Origin of the sequence: Leclercia sp. UBA2479 (genome assembly GCF_002341985.1) — a bacterium.
GTDB lineage: Bacteria > Pseudomonadota > Gammaproteobacteria > Enterobacterales > Enterobacteriaceae > Enterobacter > Enterobacter pneumoniae.
Window position 1 is genome coordinate 224,890 of record NZ_DDPB01000013.1, and the last position, 17,932, is coordinate 242,821.

Sequence of the window (17,932 nt, forward strand, 5' to 3'; positions counted from 1 at the left end):
GTCATTATCCCAAAATTCTCTGTAATACCGGTCCAATCGTCTCAAACGCTTGCGGCGAAATAATATCGACGTGAGCGCAATCCTGACGGTATACCTCCAGTTCTCCCACCCAGGGTGCCCATGCCTGATGCGGATCCTGGGTGCGCGTGCGCTCGGCGACAAACAGCGTCGCTTTGCCGTCAAACTTCGCGCTGTGAGCGGTGGTGAGCAGGCGCACGGCATCAGCGTAGTTGCCCTCTATCGCTTCAAACAGTTTGCCAGACGCCTGCCCCTGCTGGGCGGCGATAAAGGCGTCGCGCTCGCGGGCAATCTCGGCCAGCACTTCGGGATCAAGTCCGTTTGCCTCTTTTTCTGCCCAGTTTTGCGTCTCTGGTGGCCAGGTATCCAGCAGTCCGAGGAACGCGACCTCTTCGCCCTGCTGACGCAGACGTGCGGCGATACCTTGCGCCAGCGTACCGCCGAGTGAGTAACCGAACAAATAGTAGGGCCCGTGCGGTTGTTGGGCTTGTAGTGTCGCCAGATGGTGGTCGATCACCGCATCCAGATTGTCACCCTGCTGCATCGGTCCCTCGGGCCGCGGGGACTGGATCCCCATTATCGACCAACGCGGGCTCAGATAGCGCGCCAGCACGCTAAACTGCCAGGCAAAACCCGAAGCCGGATGGAAGCAGAACAGCGTAGGCCCCTCGCTTTTACGCAGAGGTAGCAGGGTTTCGTACCCCATACGCTGCGCTTCATCATCGTTCCACGACGCCAGCAGCGTGCTGAGCGCCCCCACCGTTGAGGCTACCATCACCTGTCCTGGGGTTACCTTGCGGGCAAACGTATTGCTAAGCTGTGCCGCCAGACGCATCGCCAGTAGCGAGTGGCCACCCAGGGCAAAGAAATCGGCCTCAATGTCATTCACTTCGCAACCCAACAGCGTTGAGAAGGCCTGAGCAACAGCGATTTCAGTGTCGGATCCCGGTGCGCGACCGCTGGTTTTGTTGGACACGGCAGGCAACGGCAGCGCCTTGCGGTCAAGCTTGCCATTGGCAGACAGCGGCAACTCACTGATTTGCAGCAGTACCACTGGCACCATGTGGGCGGGTAACTGCGCTTTCAGCCTCTCGCGTAGCGCGTCGCGATCCAGCGGCAGGCCGGACTCAGATACGACATATCCCACCAGCTGACGCGCATCTCCGCCCGTCGCCACCGCCTGGTTGAAGACGCAGGCATGGGCCACGGCCTGCGCCACGTCAGGCAGACTCAGCATCGCCCGGTCAATTTCACCCAGCTCAATGCGTTGACCGCGTATTTTAAGCTGATCGTCACTGCGCCCTAAATACTCCACCGCGCCGTTATCCAGCCAGCGCGCCACGTCGCCGGTGCGATACATCCGTTCGCCGGGGGCAAAGGGATCGGCAATAAAGCGGCTGGCCGTCAGATCCGGACGGCCCAGATAGCCCAGAGCCAGCTGGATACCGGTGAGATAGAGATCGCCCGCGACGCCAAACGGCACCGGACGCATCATGGCATCCAGAATACGCAGGCCGGTGTTCCACGTCGGGAAACCAATCGGCACGCTGTTGCCCTGCACGGCTTCCAGTTCTGGCCCAAACGCCGGATACCAGCTGACATCTACCGCCGCCTCGGTCGGGCCATACAGATTATGCAGCGGCACGCGCGTAAGCTGCTCCCACTCACGGCAAAGCTCGGTCGGCAGCGCTTCACCGCTACAGAACACCTGCTTCAGGCTGCGGGTACAAGCCACGTTTTCCGGGGTCAGGGTCGCCACAAAGGCGGCCAGCATGGAAGGCACGAAATGGGTCGTCGTGATGCCGTACCGGGCAAAGAACTGCTGCATAGCCAGCGGATCGCGATGGGCCTCCGGCTCGGCCATCACCAGCTTCGCCCCGGCGATAAATGGCCACCAGAACTCCCATACCGACACATCAAAGCTGCACGGGGTTTTCTGCGCGACGACGTCTGTAGCAGTCAGCGGGTAGTGATCCTGCATCCATAACAGGCGGTTAACGATGGCGGTCTGACCCACCATCACCCCTTTCGGCCGTCCTGTTGAGCCCGAGGTGAAGATGATGTAGGCAGTTTGCTGCGGCGCGCACAGGTTCAACGGTTCGCTGCCCGCGGCAGGTAATAGTGTGTTGTAACTAAAAGTCGGTATCGCCAGCTGGCTGAAGCGCGCGCGCTGGTCGTCGGTCGTGATCAGCAACGAGGGCTGCGCGTCCTCGAGCATCATGTGCAGGCGATCGTCCGGATAACCAGTATCCAGCGGTAGCCAGGCGGCCCCCGCCTCCACGATGGCATGTAACGCCAGGGTCAGAAATACCGAGCGAGGTAACGCCACCGCGACGCTGTCGCCTGGCTGTACGCCCCGTTCGCGCAACAGCGTGGCAAGGGCAACCACCTGCTCGCGCATCTGGCGGTAGCTTAGTTCGTGCTGCGCATCGGCGAGCGCCGGGGCATCGGGCGTGCGGGCAGCCTGCTCCGCCACCAGCGCGCTCAGGGTGGTGGCGGGTAGCGCCACCGCGGTATCGTTGATCTGCGCCAGCTGCTGATACTCAGCGGGCGAAACGGTCTCTACCGCGCCACAGGTCAGCGCCGGGTTTTCAGCGAATTGGGCCAGCAGAGCATGCAGACGTTCTACGTGCCGGCTCAGCGTCGCTTCGTCGTAACGCTGCTGGTTAGCGAGGATCTCAATGCTCAATCCGCCCTGCTCATCCGGAAACAGCGCCATCTCCAGATCGTTCACCGGGCCCGTCGCCAGGGTGTGAGTCGTGGCCGTTACGCCGTTCAGATCGAGTTGATAATCAAAGACTTTAACGTTGAAGACCGGACCGAAGAGCGCTTCGTCACTGGCGGTACGCCCGCTGTCACGAACGATCTGCTCAGCATCGTAACGCTGATGACGACGCATTTTTTTAAGCTGTCCGGCTAAGCGCTGCGCCAGTGCGGGCAGCGTCTCCGCAGGCTGAAGGGTGACCGCCAGCGGCAGCACGTTCAGCACCGGGCCGGTGGCGGTAAGTGCCGCTGAGCCCATACGACGCATAAAAATAAACCCGGCGGCATACTCCATCCGTCCGGTCAGACGTCCCAGCCATAAGGCCACCAGCGCCAGCGCAAGATCGGTACGCTGCACCTGCCCGGCGTTTGCCAACTTACTGAAGGCGCGGGCATCAGCGCTTAGCTTCATGCGCAGAATATCGGTGGTCGCGGCCCGGCCTGGCAGCGGCGTAGCGGAAAGCGACACCGGCGGGGGTAGCTGTTTACGCTGCTCAGCCCAGAAAGCACCATCGCGGGCATACGCATCGCTCTCCCGATAGCGTTGATACTCCTCCACCACCTCCGCAAAAGGGGTAAAGGGCGATGCGGGGGTCTCGTCTCCCCTCGACCAGGCACGATAAATGGCGACGATTTGCCGGGTAATGGCCGGGAAGCTAAAGCCATCCACCACCAGATGGTGATAGCGCTGATACCAGTACCAGCGGTTGTCCTCCACCTGAATCAGCTGATGGCAGGCCAACGGCTGGCCGCTATCCACTCGCAGGTTTTGGTGTAAATCTGCCTGCATCTGCGCCATGGCGGCGGCATGCGGATCGGCTTCATTGCGGCAGTCAACAATAGAGGGTTCAGCAAGCGGCAGGGTCTCATCAACCCACTGCCACACCTCGCCGTTATCCTCCGCAAAACGGGTGCGCAGGGTATCGGCCTGCATCATGCCCGCGACGATGGCTTTTGCCAGCAGCGGCGCGCTGATTTCACCCTCAAGTTCAACGTAGTGCGCCACGCTCCAGGCATTGGGCAAGGGGGAGAGCTGCTCTGCCATCCAGATACCCGGCTGAGCCGCGACAAGGGGAAGACGCGTGCTCATGCCTGCTCCTCAGCGAAATGGGCGGGGGTCAGGGTGCGCCAGTTTGCCGCCAGCCACTGCTGACAGGCCTCGCTGGATAGCTGCTCGCTCACCACCTGCCATCCCGCAGGCAACGCGCACTGCTGCGGCCAGAGGCTGAACTGCTGCTGTGCGTTTTGCAAAAGGATGAACTGACCCTGCGGATTGTCGAAGGGATTAGTAAATTCCATACCAGACTCCGTTATTGAATAAGCGGCTGCCAGAGCGTCATCAGCCCCTGCGTCAGCCCTCCGCGCCAGCAAAGTGCATCATGTCCGCCGTCAACCTGACGCCAGAAAACCGGCAACTGCGTGCGTTGTAGCTCGGCATAAAGTGCCTGTCCGGCACGCAGGATCAGCGGCTCGCGGATCCCCGCTTCAATGACGATGCGCAATCCCTGCGGCGTGATTTCATGGTTTTTTAGCTGGGTAATCAATTGTCCGTCCTGCTGAGCGCCGCGATGGGGCCACCAGAACGACCCCGACTGGCTGAGCACGCAGCCAAAGCGTTCAGGCCAGTTAAGCCCGGCATAGAGCGCGGAGAGGCCGCCAAAACTCTGCCCGGCCACCACTGTGCGGTCGGCCCGGTCGCTGAAGGGGGCGATGGCCTGCACTTGCGGCAGTAATTCGTCCTGCACTGCCAGCCAGAAATCGGGGTTGCAGGGCAGCTCGCGGCTGCGATGGGCGGTATCGATCACATCGATTAACAGATAAACCGCCGGCGGCAGTTTTCCCGCCTGAGTCAGGGCCGTGAGCGGCGACCAGACGGGCATGCTCTCGGCCCAGAACTGCCCGTCCAGCAGCACTGCAAGAGGGCGTTCTGTGGGGGCGTCATCGCCGGTGGTGAAAATCCAGACCCGACGGCTATTGCCCAGCCTGTCGCTTTGCCAGGTGATGCAGCGTGGTTGCGCATGGCTACACGTCGTCATCTCCCAGCCCGGCTGCACCGGCGCACCGGGCATCTCCAGCGCCGAGACGGGGTGCCCGCGCCCACCGCGCCAGCTCCAGGCGTTGAGCGGATCGGCAATGGCCTGCGGCAGCAGCTTACGCCACCCTTCACGCAGGGCCATACGATCCGGCGGATCGGCAGCAAACACGGTGGCGGCAAAATCGTTGTCATTCACGGAGGGGATAAAGCAATAGCTGCCGCGCCAGTGCGGGCTGAAGGTGCCCTGCCACTGCCAGACATCGGTGCCAGGCAGGCGCGTCAGAGATTGTGGGCGGGCATTGTGGTGGTGGTCGGTGACGCCGGTGATATAGAGCCAGACTCGCTTTAACCGCGACGTCTGCTCGGTGCCGGCCGGATCGCGCCAGTAAAACGTGACCCGATAGTGATCCCCTTCCTGCACCTTCTGCGGGCCATTTACCGCCCGCCACCAGGCGTCGCTTCCTGTCTCCAGCGTTGTCACTGAATTAACCCCATGTTTACAGGCCTGTTTTTGATCAACGATAATTTATATCGATAATATTATTGATAACTATTTGCATTTGCAATAGCGTATGGTCGCGCTGTGGGAAGCGTGACCATTTATTAACCATGCCTGGCGTTGTGTACTGATCAGGAACGAGCAGTTTACACAGCCTTGCGGGCGACATCCTGCCGCCTCCCTGCCCTTTCGGGAACGGAGCCAGGGGAACGCGGCAACGAAAAGCAGGACACACAATGAACAACAAGATTCACTCACTGGCCGTACTGGTCAACCTGGGGATTTTCGGCACGGCCCTGCCCGCTATGGCCGCTGAAACGCCCGCGCATGAAGACACCATGGTTATCACCGCCGCCGAGCAGAACCTGCAGGCACCGGGGGTGTCGAAGATTACCGCCGATCAGATCCGCAAAAATCCTCCTGCACGCGATGTGGCAGAGATCATCCGCACCATGCCTGGCGTCAACCTGACCGGTAACTCCACCAGCGGCCAGCGCGGTAACAATCGCCAGATCGATATTCGTGGTATGGGGCCAGAGAACACCCTGATTCTGATTGATGGCAAACCGGTGACCAGCCGCAACTCTATCCGTCTGGGCTGGCGCGGCGAGCGTGATACGCGTGGTGATACCGGCTGGGTACCGCCAGAGATGATTGAGAGCATTGAAGTTATTCGTGGTCCTGCGGCTGCGCGTTACGGCAACGGCGCGGCGGGCGGCGTGGTGAACATTATCACCAAAAAATTCGACGACCAGTGGCACGGCTCCTGGAACACCTATCTCAACGCGCCAGAGCACAAAGAAGAGGGTTCAACCAAACGCACCAACTTCAGCCTGAGCGGGCCGCTGGGGGGCGATTTCAGCTTCCGCATGTATGGCAATCTGGATAAAACCCAGGCCGATGCCTGGGACATCAACGACGGTCATCAGTCTGAACGTACCGGCGCCTACGCCGACACCCTGCCAGCAGGCCGTGAAGGGGTCGAGAACAAAGACATTAACGGCGTGGTTCGCTGGGACTTCGCGCCAATGCAGTCGCTGGAGTTCGAAGCGGGCTACAGCCGTCAGAACAACCTCTACGCCGGTGATACGCAAAACACCAATAACGACAATGCGAAAGAGGGTCTGGTTAAGAAAAATTACGGTAAAGAGACGAACCGTATTTATCGCCAGAACTTTGCCGTCACCTGGAACGGTGGCTGGGATAACGGCGTTACCACCAGCAACTGGGCGCAATACGAGCACACCCGTAACTCCCGTCTGGGCGAAGGGCTGGCAGGCGGCCTGGAAGGGTTGTTTAACAGCAATCAGTTCACCGATACTGACCTGGCAGACGTCATGCTGCACAGCGAAGTGAATATTCCGATCGATTTCCTGGTCAATCAGAACCTGACTCTGGGCACCGAGTGGAACCAGCAGCGGATGAAGGACTCCACCTCGAACACGCAACCCCTGCAAGGCGGCGCGATCCCGGGCATGAGCGACGATCGCAGCCCGTATTCGCAGGCCGAAATCTTCTCTGTCTTTGCAGAGAACAACATGGAGCTGACCGACAGCACCATGCTGACCCCGGCGCTGCGTTTCGATCACCACACCATTGTGGGTAACAACTGGAGCCCCTCCCTGAACCTGTCGCAAGGTCTGGGGGATGACTTTACCCTGAAAATGGGTATTGCCCGTGCCTATAAAGCCCCGAGCCTGTATCAGACCAACCCGAACTACCTGCTGTACAGTAAAGGCCAGGGTTGCTACGCAAGCTCCGACGGCGTGGGCTGCTACATGATGGGCAATGACGACCTGAAGGCCGAAACCAGCATTAACAAAGAGATTGGGCTGGAGTGGAAACACGATGGCTGGCTGGCCGGCGTGACCTGGTTCCGTAACGACTATCGCGACAAGATCGAAGCGGGTTACGCGCCAATCGGTCATACCTCAACCAGCAAGGTCTCTACCGATATCTATCAGTGGGAGAACGTCCCGAAAGCCGTGGTAGAAGGTCTGGAAGGTTCGCTCAATATCCCGGTTAGCGATACGGTAAACTGGTCCAATAACCTCACCTATATGCTGCAAAGTAAAAACAAAGAGACCGGTGACCGACTGTCGATCATCCCTGAGTACACGCTGAACTCGACCCTGAGCTGGCAGGTACATCAGGATGTGTCGCTGCAGTCGACCTTCACCTGGTACGGCAAGCAGCAGCCGAAGAAATACAACTACAAAGGCGAACCGGCAACCGGCTCTGAGAAAGACGAAGTGAGCCCATATAGCATTGTTGGCCTGAGCGCGACCTGGGATGTCACCAAAAACGTGAGTTTGACCGGCGGCGTGGATAACCTGTTTGATAAACGCGTGTGGCGTGCAGGTAATGCGCAAACCACGGGTAATGACCAGACCGGCGCCTATATGTACGGCGCAGGGGCTTATACGTTTAACGAACCGGGACGCACCTGGTACATGAGCGTGAATACGCACTTCTAAGTCAACCTGATAACGGCAACCTGGATGGGTTGCCGTTTTATCGCCTCCCGTGCGATAACATGGGTTTTAAACCCGTGCGAGATCCCGGACGCCATGTATTACACCACATCCACTTTTCAGCTCGCCGGCACCACCGTCCACACTGTGACCTTCGATCCCGCCACCTTTACGGAGGACGATCTCCTCTGGCTCCCCCATCATACGCAGCTGGCTAACGCCGGGCGCAAGCGCAAAACAGAGCACCTTGCCGGGCGGATCGCCGCGGTCTCGGCTCTCTCATCGCGGGGGGTATCGACCGTGCCGGGCGTAGGTGAAAACGGCGAACCGCTCTGGCCGACGGGCCTGAATGGCAGCATCAGCCACAGCGGCCATATCGCGATGGCTATCGTCAGCGAAAATTCGTTAGTGGGGATTGATTATGAAGCGATCCTCGACGAAAAAGAGGCTTTCGACATTAAAGAGGGCATTGTTAACGACGTGGAAAGTAGCCTGCTGCTCAACAGCGGTTTGCCCTTTCCTCTCGCCTTAACGCTGGCCTTTAGCGCCAAGGAGAGCCTGTTTAAGGCACTCTTTCCCAGAGTGAAGGCGTATATGGGTTTTGAAACCACCCGCGTCAGCGCCATTACCGACCATAGTCTGCAACTTACGCTGTGCCAGCCGCTGGGGGGATTCCAGGAAAACCATGCTTTTACTCTGTTCTGGCGCCGCTTCAATCACGCGCTAGTCACGCTCATCGACTGAGCCCTTCGCCTTCAGGTGGCGCTTATCTTTCAGAACCGCAATAGCCCGGGCTGATACGATTAACGCTCGAGCGCAGCGATAATGTCGGCCTCTATGTTTTCCGGTTTGGTGAACGGGGCATAACGCTTGAGGGGTTTGCCGTCCCGACCAATCAGGAACTTGGTAAAGTTCCACTTTATCCGCCCGCCCAGCACGCCGGGCAACGCCTCTTTCAGGTAGCGAAACAGCGGGTGCGCGGCGGCGCCGTTAACTTCCACTTTCTCGAACATTGGAAAGCTCACACCGTAGTTGATGTGACAGGTCTGCTCAATATCATCGGCTCCGCCGGGCTCCTGCTTGCCAAACTGGTTGCAGGGAAAACCAAGCACCACCAGCCCCTGGGCCGCATACTTTTGGTAGAGCGCTTCAAGGCCGGCATACTGAGGCGTGAAACCACAATGGCTGGCGGTATTCACTACCAGAATCACTTTGCCAGCATAGTCGGCCATCGGGATGGGCTCGCCACGCAGTGTACTGGCAGAAAAAGGGTAAAAGTTGGTCATATTGCGGTCCTCAGCGCTCACTCCGTTCGTCAGCATATTGCTGTTATGGCTTATCGCGTATGTCATAGCCCAGATTCGGCGGTGTTGTTCGGTGGGTCGTTTTGCCGGGTAGGCTATGTGCGGGTCATAGTTGCAGAGATGCGGAATAATAACAATGAAGCCTTTGGGATCTGGGCGCTTATGCTGGCCCAGGCTCGCAGAATGTCAGATTGGTGACGCGCGAAAAGCGAGGCTCCCCGAAAATGAACTGAGACAGCCCTGCTTTATCTCACGCGCAATATCTGACTGAATTACAGGCCGAGGTCAGAGAGGCTCGGGTGATCGTCAGGGCGACGGCCCAGCGGCCAGAAGAACTTACGCTCGCTCTCTTTGATAGGCATGTCATTGATACATGCGAAGCGACGTTTCATCAGGCCATCAGCCTCGAACTCCCAGTTCTCGTTGCCATAGGAGCGGAACCAGTTGCCTGAGTCATCACGCCATTCGTAAGCATAACGCACGGCAATACGGTTCCCGCCAAACGCCCACAGCTCTTTAATCAGGCGGTATTCGAGCTCTTTTTTCCACTTACGGGCGAGGAAACCTTCCGCCTCTTCGCGGTTATTGGCGAATTCGGCACGGTTACGCCATTTGGTATCCAGCGAGTAAGCCAGCGCGACTTTGGCCGCATCGCGTGTGTTCCAGCCATCTTCAGCCAGACGGACTTTCTCAATGGCGGTTTCCAGCGTAAATGGCGGAAGCGGCGGACGGACTTGTGTATCGGTCATGGTAATATTCCTGTTAACTTGATTTAAAGGTAATAAAAGATTCGTTGCTCAGGCCCCGGCTGAGAGCCGTTCCAGTAAAACTTTTGCCATTTCCCGTGCGTCGTCAGCGGCGTTCCGGTCACCCATTACGTATGTCATGGTGATAGCCCCCTCGATCAGAAGCAGCAGTTGCCTGGCCAGCGCAACAGCGTGCTCAGGGTTCAACTGCTCGCTGAGTTCGAGCGCGTAATCCAGCAATTTTTGCTTATGCATTTTCGCTATCTGGCGGACGGGATCTTCCGGGTCCCCCACTTCTCCGGCCGTGTTGATAAAGGCACATCCCCGGAACCCCTCGGACTCAAACCAGCTTTTCAGAACGGTGAACATATTCAGAATGCGGTCCCTGGGCGTTTCGCCTTTATCAGACTCGGTTCTGAACCACTGCATCCACCGTTCGTCACGCTCGTTTAACGCGGCTGATGCCACGTCCTCTTTGTTCGCGAAATGGCGATAAATACTTTTCCTGGCGACGCCCGAGGTCTTCACCAGAAGGTCCATGCCCATGGCGTGGATCCCGTTCTGATAGATAAGTTGCTCAGCAGTCGTGAGGATTTTTTCTCGTGTATCAGTTGGCTTCTTGTTCATGCCTTAAAGGTAGAACGATCATTCTACCTGGTCAAGCATTTGTTATTATTTCTTTTTTCAGAAGGGATAAATCACGAAGGGGAAGCAACATAAGCAGTTGAATAAAATGTGATTTTATATTCAGCGTTGTAACGGGGGTTCGCTTGAACAGATACGGATTCAGAAATAAATCGGGCCTGGAGGAAGAAATTTGGGGCTGGGTCAGATGACGATAAACGTAAAAATGCGGGGATAGTGCTGCGCGCCGATCAACGCAGTTTGTTGGATTGAGTGCGAGATTTGCCTGGCAGGCCCAGGCTCTCTTTAACCGCCCGACGCATTTGTACTCTGTCGAGAATGATACTGGTCCGCTCGCCAGGTATGGTCAGCCTGAACTCACCATTTAATGGCATCGGGGATATCAGATACCATCGTCCATTAAAGATAATCCAGTTCACTTCATACCCAATCAATACGCGAAAAGCTTTGCCGCCCGGAGCGCCGGGCACCGTATGTTTTTAACTGTTAGTTCACGCCGCACTTTTACAGGTGCGGCCTGAACGACTATGAACTTTTCCTGTTTCGAAACGCGGCCACTTTCATGCGATTACCGCAGGTGGCCATACTGCACCAGCGACGGCGGTGCGATTTACTCAAATCGTGAAAAAGTAAAACACAGTTATGCGCCTCACACTGGCGTACATATTCGAATTTTTCATCTGTGACGAGTTTTACCAGGGCGTCGGCGATGGGCCAGAGCAGGCTGGCAGGACTCTCAACGCCGCAATGTACATCGACACGATAGCGCTGTGTATCCTGCGCCCATTTTAGCCTGACCTCAGGCCGCCCTTTTTCAAGAATCCGGTTGATGACCGTCAGCTCTGCCTCACGGGACTGCATCGCGGCATGCACGACGGCTCTGGCAGCTTCACGGAGCTGGCGGGCCTCCGTCAGTAATTCAGGCGGAGCCTCCGTTCCTTCAGGCACCAGGCCCGCCCTCTCCAGCCAGTCAATAACGCTGTGCGCATCCTCAAAGCAATCGTGTCGCTCGTCCCCCATCCCATATTCACTGTTGATGAAATCCAGCGCGAGGTTATCAGCCAGGAAGAGCGGCGGGGAAGAAAGCTTTTCGATGTTCATAGGCACCTGTAACCCATTAAATAATTTTGACAGGTTACCAAAAATATGTGTAACCTTCAATTAAACACTTTAACGGTTACAAGGGGTTTACTATGACGTTTCCATATTCAGGATCTTCATCCGCCGATAACGCATCTACCGCGCAGGTTCATTACCGCTATCAACAGGCGGGTAAGGTTAACGTTTTTTACCGTGAGGCAGGCGATCCGGCGTCGCCTGTTCTGCTGCTGCTGCACGGTTTTGCAGGCTCATCATTTATGTTCCGCGACCTTATTGCCCAACTGGCCGATCGTTACCGTCTGATAGCCCCCGACCTGCCGGCCTTTGGTTTTACCGAGGCGCCAGCGCGCGGCGACTACGCGTATACCTTTGACCAACTGGCTGAAACCATTGACCAGTTCACTGAAGCGCTCGGCCTCGACGCCTATGCTCTGATGGTTCACGACTATGGCGCCCCCGTCGGGTGGCGTCTTGCCCTCGCGCATCCACAGCGGGTTACCGCCATCATTTCCCAGAATGGCAACGCTTACGAAGAGGGGCTGGGCGAGGCCTGGGCACCTATTCAACGATACTGGCGCGACCCGACTCCCGAGAACCGCAGCGCGCTGCGTGAATTTCCGACGCCCGCCTCAATCAAATGGCAGTATCTGGAAGGGGTAAGCGATCCGAGTCTGGTCTCTCCGGATGGCTACTCGCTGGAAGGAATGCAGGTATTACGGCCGGGCAATGCGGAGATCCAGCTCGATTTATTACTGGATTACGCTTCGAATGTACGGATGTATCCGCAGTTTCAGCAGTATTTCAGGGACTACCAGCCCCCGTTGCTGGCGGTCTGGGGTAAACATGATCCGTTCTTTATGACCGCAGGTGCCGAAGCCTGGAAGCGTGATATCCCGAACGCGAAGATAAATTTCTATGACACCGGCCACTTCGCGCTTGAGACCCATGCGAATGAGATAGGCGCTGACATTCGCGACTTCCTCGACAGGCATCTCGTTCAGTAATCTTCACGCCCCTCACCGGCACGAATAACCGGTGAAGGGGAAAAGTACAACCTCAGACGAAAGGCGTCAGTACAGGCATTTGTGCCGACGTGACCAGGCTGCATCTTACCAACGCTTTAACGTACCGCGATTCAGAAGCGGGTCAGCATCGTTCCATAAAGGATTATTTCATATGTCATTGACTACAGGTGTACATCACATTGGTCTGGCGGTATCAAAGCTTGAAGAGAGCGCCGGGTTCTTTACTAAACTGCTGGGCTGGGAAGAGGTAAAACGACGTGAGGATTATCCGGCCATCTTTGTCAGGGACGGAGCATTGATGATTACGCTCTGGAAAACGCAGACCGAAGAGCCCGTTAACTTTGACCGTAAAAAGAATGTCGGTCTCCACCACCTGGCGCTACGGGTTAAAACTAAAGCGGCGCTGTTTGAGATCCTTGAGGTACTCAAGGCGAGCAATATTGAGATTGAATTTGAACCGGCATTAATCAGAGAAGGGCCGTCTATGCACATGATGTGCTACGACCCGAGTGGAATACGCATTGAATTTCATTATTCAGAGTGAAGGAAGATACGACGCATTGAGTTGAGAAAAAGCCAGGTTGAAATATTCATATTACTGGTAACGAAATCAGTTGAAGCGCGGCTGCGGCGGTATTTATTGATGACCGCTTCGAGCGAATACGGACTTTCAAAGAGGATGACTGTAATATTATTTAGGAAAAGCTACAGCTAACAGGTTTGTTCATTACACGGAAAACGTTCATGCGCGAAGATTTTAATGATTATCTTGCGTTCCTTGCTGTCGCGCAGGAACGGAGTTTTACCAGAGCTGCTGCCCGGCTGAATATTTCTCAGTCCACTTTGTCTCACATTATACGACGTCTTGAAGAAAGGCTCGGAATGCGGTTACTGATGCGTACAACACGTAAAGTGGCACCCACCGATATCGGTGAAAAACTAATGGCCGCGCTTGAACCGCGCCTCAACGCCATAGAAACAGATATCTCTGACCTGCTTCGTTTTCGCGACACACCTGCGGGAACGGTAAGGCTCACGGTTTCAGACCACATGCTGCATGAGTACATCTGGCCTGCTCTGGCCCCGGTCCTAAAACATTATTCTGATATTCAGGTCGAATTGTCTCAGCAAAACGGCTTTATTGATATTGTTGAGGGGCGCTTTGATGCGGGAGTCCGGCTAGGCGATGATGTGGTCAAGGATATGATAGCTGTCAGGATTGGGGCTGACTGGCGGCCTGCCGTAATTGGATCTCCGGACTACCTTGCCAGGGCCGGTAAACCTTTACACCCTTCAGAACTGGCTGGTCATAACTGCATCAATGTCAGACACTCCGGCGCCGGACAGCTGTACGCATGGGAGTTTGAAAAAGGGGATGAGAAACTGAACATGAAAGTTCAGGGTCAGCTGATATACAGCAGCGTTTATCCGATGCTCACGTCCGTTGAGGCTGGGTATGGACTGGCATATGTTCCGGATAATCTGGCTGAACCCGGGATAAAGCAGGGGAAGTGGGAGAGAGTGCTTGAGGGCTGGAGCCCTGTTTTCAAGGGCTATCATCTTTATTATCCCAGCCGGCGACAGATGTCACCGGCACTGAAAGTTATTATTAATGCCTTACGCATCCCTTCGGCGGGTTAGGCGGCCTGTCTGGCATTCATTTTCCTGCCAGTGAGCGACGCCCGGGCAGGACGGCAATAATGGCAGAGGCTACCAGCAGGGCGGTGGCAAGCATGAAGGTGCTGACCCAGCCCCGGTGATCAAATAATTCGCCGCCAGTGAATGCGCCCATTGTAATGGCGAACTGGATCAGGGCGACCATCAGGGCACCGCCAGCCTCCAGTTCATCCGGAATAATCCGGGTCATCCAGGTATTCCATACGACAGGAATGGGAGTCACAAGTATGCCCCATACCAGAAGCAATGCTCCTGTGGCCGCGGGTATGTGTCCCAGCCCCGTTAACAAACCTGCGACGATCGCCAGGCCCGCCGGTAAACCGGTGAGGGCTGGCAGCAGATTATCCCTGACAAAAAAACCTGAAATCAGCGTTCCCGTCAGCCCTGCAACGCCTACGCCCAACAGGAACAGGGAAATCATGTTGATGCCCAGTCCAGTGACGCTTTCGAGGAAAGGACGCAGGTAAGTGGACAGCGAGAACTGTCCCATGAAGGCAAGCGTTACGGCAATCATGCCCAGGGCGAATGTCCGGCTGCGTAACAGGGATGCTATCTGTCTTATGCCGGTATCACGTTGCGGCGGCAGTTTCGGTATGACGATCATCTGCCATATCAGGCAGATCACACCCGCAGGTACCACGGTAAAGAATGCACCCCGCCAGCCGATGAAGCTGCCCAGAAAGCTTCCCAGCGGTGGCGCCACCACGAACGCCAGTGCGGTCCCGCCCTGCAGAATGGCGATAGCTTTAGGGACACTCACGGGACGCACAATCCGTACCAGAATGGCCGTAGAAAGCGACCAGAATCCCCCAATGGATATACCAATCAACGCACGCCCGAACATAAACATGCCGTAGCCGTGAGCAGACGTGACGATGACCCCGGACATCACCATCACAAGGGTATAGAAAATCACTGCTGTACGCCGGTCGAAGCGGGCAAGCAATGTGTTACCAAACAGGCTTGTAATCACCGCAAATAGCCCGGAAAAGGCAATGGCCTGACCCGCCTGGCCTTCCGTGACCGACAGATCATTTGCAATCGGTGTCAGCAGACTGACCGGCATAAATTCTGATGAAACGAGGACGAAGCACAGCAGAGCCATGCTGATGACTGCACTCCAGGCAGACGTCATTTCGGGCGCACTGAAGCCGCCCGCATTAAGCGGTTTACTCATAAATAATTTCTAATGATGATGGTGAACAATTACCACAGGCTTACAGCCTGCAGTCAGATAAAAAAGCAGGATGTTGGCGGAGCAGCGATATCAGTCTGCCCCGCCAGAACAAAGGTTTAAAAACGTATCAGCGTCGTAATTAGCGTGAGGGTGACTCTACCTGCCCCTGGACTATCAGTGCCTGAACGGACTCATGGATTGCTTCCAGGCTGCTGTAACGGGGCTGGTAACCCAGCCTGACGCGGGCTTTCTCAATGGAATGTGAAGAACTTCGCACCACATGCCCTCTGGAGTTTTCAGCAAACTCAGGTTCAAGCCCGGCAAGCCATTCGTCAAAAGGCTGGAACTTCAGGGACGGCTCCCTGCCAAACCAGCGGAAAACAGCTTCAGCGTAACCCCTGAGCGTGATGGCCTGGCCGGATACCGCATTGAAAATTTCACCTACTGAAGCAGAACGGTTTTCAATGGCCTTAATGATAAGCTGTGCGACATCAACTGCATGAACATGATGTACCGTTTCACTTCCGAGATTAGGCAGTGCCAGCGTTTCACCACGGGCAATACGCGAATATACTTCAGGATTCGAATTCCCCTGAGGCGTAGTTGGTACCCATCCTTCACCGACAATATGTCCCGGACGGAAACAAGTAGCCGGGAAGCCAGACAGCCGCGCTTCACGCATCAGCCAGGCTTCGCTTTCCGCTTTACCCTGTCCGTAAGCATCAATCGGGCTGACAGGATCTGTCTCCAGAGAGGGGACTGACACATAGCGACCGTAAACCCAGATTGAACTGCAGAAAAGATAATGCTCAATCCTGCCGCGAAGCGCTTCAACAATCTGCTGCGTACTGTCGAGATCAAATGCAATCATGTCGATGACAATATCGGCCTGAAGCTCAGCAATACGTTGACCAAAGGTTCCTTTCTTTTCTTCTTCCAGCCGGTCAATAACAACATTTTCGATGAGAGACCATGCGTAATGAGGGCGATAAGGCTTTGCTGCACCCCGGCTGACATTTACCACCTGGTGACCCAGTTCAACCAGCATTGGAACAAGATAAGAGCCCACGTGACCACTGCCACCAATAACAACGATACGAGACATAGCTTTCTCCTTAATGTATTTCCGCAACGGCTTCTGAAGCTATCCCTGCCGGGAAGAGCTCAGTTAGAAAGGCTTAGCCTGAATGCTTGTATCAATAAGAGAGGTATTGTAGTGCGCACTATCATGTTTGACTTTAACCCAATTCAGAATGCTTTTATGGCGAAATAGCAATAATCATTAGAAATTGATTTGCAGAAGCATAAATACCAGAGCTGTTATGAAATTATCCTGAAAGCGATCAATGACCGCTTCTGGCATGAAGCGGACGAATTGGCTGGACTGCAGGTTCGTTTTGAGCCAGTAGCGGACACTGAGTAATCCTTTCCTATGCCAACGTTTTATGTTTTCTTTTACGTAAGCAACGGAACAAGGACATCCCCGTGAAAATCTACTGGACCCTTAAAAGTATTAGCGAACTAAAAGACTTACCTTATAAGGAGCGCGTAAGACGGTGGCGGAGCGCGTATAAATCGGCCTTTCGGCACTGGCAAACCTGGGGCGGCCTCGCCCTCTGCGGGGCCTTCGGCGGCGCAGGAGCGTACTTAGGCGGCATGGCTGGCACCGTAGTATTTGCTGGGCTGGGTGGCTTTATTTACGGCCAGATCGTGACACAAGTTGTCCTGAAACATTATCGGCACCGGCTGCAGGGCGAAGCCAACTGACGGGTAAGGTCTGGAAGGCTTCCAGACTCGGCCCTCAATGCGTCAAACGCCTGCCCCACGACCTGCGCATGGTGAACAACATAATACAGTGCCAGGAACGTCCGCGCCTGGCACGAAACTGACCACCTGAAGCGTCGTGCAGTCTGCCTCGAGCAAGGCGCGGACGTTATTTCCAGAAAGGGTTTTATATAACGGCGTTAAAAACTGAAGAGTTGAACTTATCCGGTTATGAAATATGAATTAGAGGCCGAATATCGCCTCAATTTCTATCGAGAGGTCAGGTGAAAAGAGGCGGCTGACTTCTACGAGCGAGCTCGCTGGCAAGTGATCACCATAATTTCGGTACAACACTCTGCGTAGTTCATCGATCTCCGTAAAAGAGGTAATAAATATCGTCACTTTGATCAGGGCTGAAAAATCAGCACCTTCCAGAGTAATGATTTTTCTCATTTGACTGAATATCTCTTCAGCCTGTTCAGCCATGCCTTTCTGTTGAGCGGCGGTGCCAAATGCGGTCAATCCTGAAATGTAGAGCGTATTGCCATGTTTTACGGAATGAGCATAAGGAGCCTTTACTTCACCTAACTCAGGATAATTCTTGCGTAACAGGTTGTTCATACTGAGATCCTTCTGGAAGTGAGCAAACAACGACCTTACCATCTTCCTTAAAATGCTCCACCCTGATTTTTGATGATGAAACG

At 55.5% G+C, this 17,932-nt stretch carries 16 protein-coding genes; 6 read left to right on the forward strand and 10 right to left on the reverse strand.

Annotated features, from left to right (window positions below; translation table 11 throughout):
- Nucleotides 1-4 precede the first annotated feature (4 nt).
- Genes entF through fes form a run of 3 tightly spaced genes read right to left on the reverse strand, consistent with a single transcriptional unit; the run spans nt 5 to nt 5,297 of the window.
- Entirely contained in the window at nt 5-3,871 is a 3,867-nt protein-coding gene (gene entF / locus B3B59_RS18935; protein ID WP_286809725.1) for an enterobactin non-ribosomal peptide synthetase EntF, read from the reverse strand.
- Nucleotides 3,868-4,080: an MbtH family protein gene (locus B3B59_RS18940; protein WP_286809726.1), complete on the reverse strand. Its 213-nt coding sequence runs from the start codon at nt 4,078-4,080 to the stop codon at nt 3,868-3,870. The genes entF and B3B59_RS18940 overlap by 4 nt, the downstream gene beginning before the upstream one ends.
- An 11-nt stretch (nt 4,081-4,091) precedes the next feature.
- Nucleotides 4,092-5,297: an enterochelin esterase gene (gene fes / locus B3B59_RS18945; RefSeq protein ID WP_286809727.1), complete on the reverse strand. Its 1,206-nt coding sequence runs from the start codon at nt 5,295-5,297 to the stop codon at nt 4,092-4,094.
- Nucleotides 5,298-5,551: 254 nt separating this feature from the next.
- On the opposite strand from fes, the gene B3B59_RS18950 reads away from it, so the two are divergent.
- Together B3B59_RS18950 and entD are read left to right on the forward strand one after the other, a co-directional pair.
- The gene (locus B3B59_RS18950) at nt 5,552-7,792 is read left to right on the forward strand and encodes a TonB-dependent siderophore receptor (protein ID WP_046884337.1); all 2,241 of its coding nucleotides are present in this window, start codon (nt 5,552-5,554) and stop codon (nt 7,790-7,792) included.
- Between the two features lie 93 nt (nt 7,793-7,885).
- Entirely contained in the window at nt 7,886-8,533 is a 648-nt protein-coding gene (gene entD / locus B3B59_RS18955; protein ID WP_212476911.1) for an enterobactin synthase subunit EntD, read from the forward strand.
- Nucleotides 8,534-8,592: 59 nt separating this feature from the next.
- Here entD and B3B59_RS18960 read toward each other — a convergent pair whose 3' ends face one another.
- The 4 genes from B3B59_RS18960 to B3B59_RS18975 all read right to left on the reverse strand — a co-directional run bounded on the left by B3B59_RS18960 (nt 8,593) and on the right by B3B59_RS18975 (nt 11,585).
- Nucleotides 8,593-9,075 carry a glutathione peroxidase gene (locus B3B59_RS18960; RefSeq protein WP_207293183.1) on the reverse strand — a complete coding sequence of 161 codons (483 nt, stop codon included), beginning with the start codon at nt 9,073-9,075 and terminating at the stop codon, nt 8,593-8,595.
- A gap of 290 nt (nt 9,076-9,365) precedes the next feature.
- Nucleotides 9,366-9,842: a DUF1348 family protein gene (locus B3B59_RS18965; RefSeq protein ID WP_207293182.1), complete on the reverse strand. Its 477-nt coding sequence runs from the start codon at nt 9,840-9,842 to the stop codon at nt 9,366-9,368.
- Nucleotides 9,843-9,890: 48 nt separating this feature from the next.
- The gene (locus B3B59_RS18970) at nt 9,891-10,466 is read right to left on the reverse strand and encodes a TetR/AcrR family transcriptional regulator (protein WP_040076644.1); all 576 of its coding nucleotides are present in this window, start codon (nt 10,464-10,466) and stop codon (nt 9,891-9,893) included.
- A 543-nt stretch (nt 10,467-11,009) separates the two neighbouring features.
- Complete coding sequence (locus B3B59_RS18975) at nt 11,010-11,585, reverse strand: CGNR zinc finger domain-containing protein (protein ID WP_046884341.1); 576 nt, start codon at nt 11,583-11,585, stop codon at nt 11,010-11,012.
- A 92-nt stretch (nt 11,586-11,677) separates the two neighbouring features.
- On the opposite strand from B3B59_RS18975, the gene B3B59_RS18980 reads away from it, so the two are divergent.
- The 3 genes from B3B59_RS18980 to B3B59_RS18990 all read left to right on the forward strand — a co-directional run bounded on the left by B3B59_RS18980 (nt 11,678) and on the right by B3B59_RS18990 (nt 14,251).
- Nucleotides 11,678-12,589 carry an alpha/beta fold hydrolase gene (locus tag B3B59_RS18980; RefSeq protein WP_286809728.1) on the forward strand — a complete coding sequence of 304 codons (912 nt, stop codon included), beginning with the start codon at nt 11,678-11,680 and terminating at the stop codon, nt 12,587-12,589.
- A gap of 172 nt (nt 12,590-12,761) precedes the next feature.
- On the forward strand, nt 12,762-13,154 hold the full coding sequence (locus B3B59_RS18985; protein WP_286809729.1) for a VOC family protein: 393 nt from the start codon (nt 12,762-12,764) through the stop codon (nt 13,152-13,154).
- A 200-nt stretch (nt 13,155-13,354) separates the two neighbouring features.
- A complete protein-coding gene (locus tag B3B59_RS18990) occupies nt 13,355-14,251 on the forward strand; it encodes a LysR family transcriptional regulator (protein ID WP_286809730.1) in 897 nt (298 codons plus the stop codon).
- A gap of 16 nt (nt 14,252-14,267) precedes the next feature.
- On the opposite strand, the gene B3B59_RS18995 is transcribed toward B3B59_RS18990, so the two are convergent.
- Together B3B59_RS18995 and B3B59_RS19000 are read right to left on the reverse strand one after the other, a co-directional pair.
- Nucleotides 14,268-15,464 carry an MFS transporter gene (locus tag B3B59_RS18995; protein ID WP_286809731.1) on the reverse strand — a complete coding sequence of 399 codons (1,197 nt, stop codon included), beginning with the start codon at nt 15,462-15,464 and terminating at the stop codon, nt 14,268-14,270.
- A 139-nt stretch (nt 15,465-15,603) separates the two neighbouring features.
- Nucleotides 15,604-16,569, reverse strand: a complete 966-nt coding sequence (locus B3B59_RS19000; RefSeq protein WP_233801140.1) for an NAD-dependent epimerase/dehydratase family protein — start codon at nt 16,567-16,569, stop codon at nt 15,604-15,606.
- Between the two features lie 380 nt (nt 16,570-16,949).
- Here B3B59_RS19000 and B3B59_RS19005 point away from each other — a divergent pair, with 380 nt between their 5' ends.
- Nucleotides 16,950-17,231, forward strand: coding sequence for a hypothetical protein (locus tag B3B59_RS19005; protein ID WP_286809733.1), 282 nt, complete (start codon nt 16,950-16,952; stop codon nt 17,229-17,231).
- Nucleotides 17,232-17,471: 240 nt separating this feature from the next.
- Here the strand turns inward: B3B59_RS19005 and B3B59_RS19010 are convergent, their stop codons facing one another.
- The gene (locus B3B59_RS19010; protein WP_286809734.1) at nt 17,472-17,849 is read right to left on the reverse strand and encodes a RidA family protein; all 378 of its coding nucleotides are present in this window, start codon (nt 17,847-17,849) and stop codon (nt 17,472-17,474) included.
- Nucleotides 17,850-17,932: the final 83 nt, after the last annotated feature.

Excerpts from the sequence above, each read along its gene's own strand:
- B3B59_RS18950 (WP_046884337.1), top strand. The coding sequence starts at position 5,552 with ATGAACAACAAGATTCACTCACTGGCCGTACTGGTCAACCTGGGGATT.
- B3B59_RS18940 (WP_286809726.1), bottom strand. The coding sequence starts at position 4,080 with ATGGAATTTACTAATCCCTTCGACAATCCGCAGGGTCAGTTCATCCTT.
- B3B59_RS18980 (WP_286809728.1), top strand. The coding sequence starts at position 11,678 with ATGACGTTTCCATATTCAGGATCTTCATCCGCCGATAACGCATCTACC.
- B3B59_RS19000 (WP_233801140.1), bottom strand. The coding sequence starts at position 16,569 with ATGTCTCGTATCGTTGTTATTGGTGGCAGTGGTCACGTGGGCTCTTAT.
- B3B59_RS19010 (WP_286809734.1), bottom strand. The coding sequence starts at position 17,849 with ATGAACAACCTGTTACGCAAGAATTATCCTGAGTTAGGTGAAGTAAAG.
- B3B59_RS18965 (WP_207293182.1), bottom strand. The coding sequence starts at position 9,842 with ATGACCGATACACAAGTCCGTCCGCCGCTTCCGCCATTTACGCTGGAA.
- B3B59_RS18970 (WP_040076644.1), bottom strand. The coding sequence starts at position 10,466 with ATGAACAAGAAGCCAACTGATACACGAGAAAAAATCCTCACGACTGCT.
- B3B59_RS18995 (WP_286809731.1), bottom strand. The coding sequence starts at position 15,464 with ATGAGTAAACCGCTTAATGCGGGCGGCTTCAGTGCGCCCGAAATGACG.
- entF (WP_286809725.1), bottom strand. The coding sequence starts at position 3,871 with ATGAGCACGCGTCTTCCCCTTGTCGCGGCTCAGCCGGGTATCTGGATG.
- B3B59_RS18990 (WP_286809730.1), top strand. The coding sequence starts at position 13,355 with ATGCGCGAAGATTTTAATGATTATCTTGCGTTCCTTGCTGTCGCGCAG.
- B3B59_RS18960 (WP_207293183.1), bottom strand. The coding sequence starts at position 9,075 with ATGACCAACTTTTACCCTTTTTCTGCCAGTACACTGCGTGGCGAGCCC.
- B3B59_RS18975 (WP_046884341.1), bottom strand. The coding sequence starts at position 11,585 with ATGAACATCGAAAAGCTTTCTTCCCCGCCGCTCTTCCTGGCTGATAAC.
- B3B59_RS18985 (WP_286809729.1), top strand. The coding sequence starts at position 12,762 with ATGTCATTGACTACAGGTGTACATCACATTGGTCTGGCGGTATCAAAG.
- entD (WP_212476911.1), top strand. The coding sequence starts at position 7,886 with ATGTATTACACCACATCCACTTTTCAGCTCGCCGGCACCACCGTCCAC.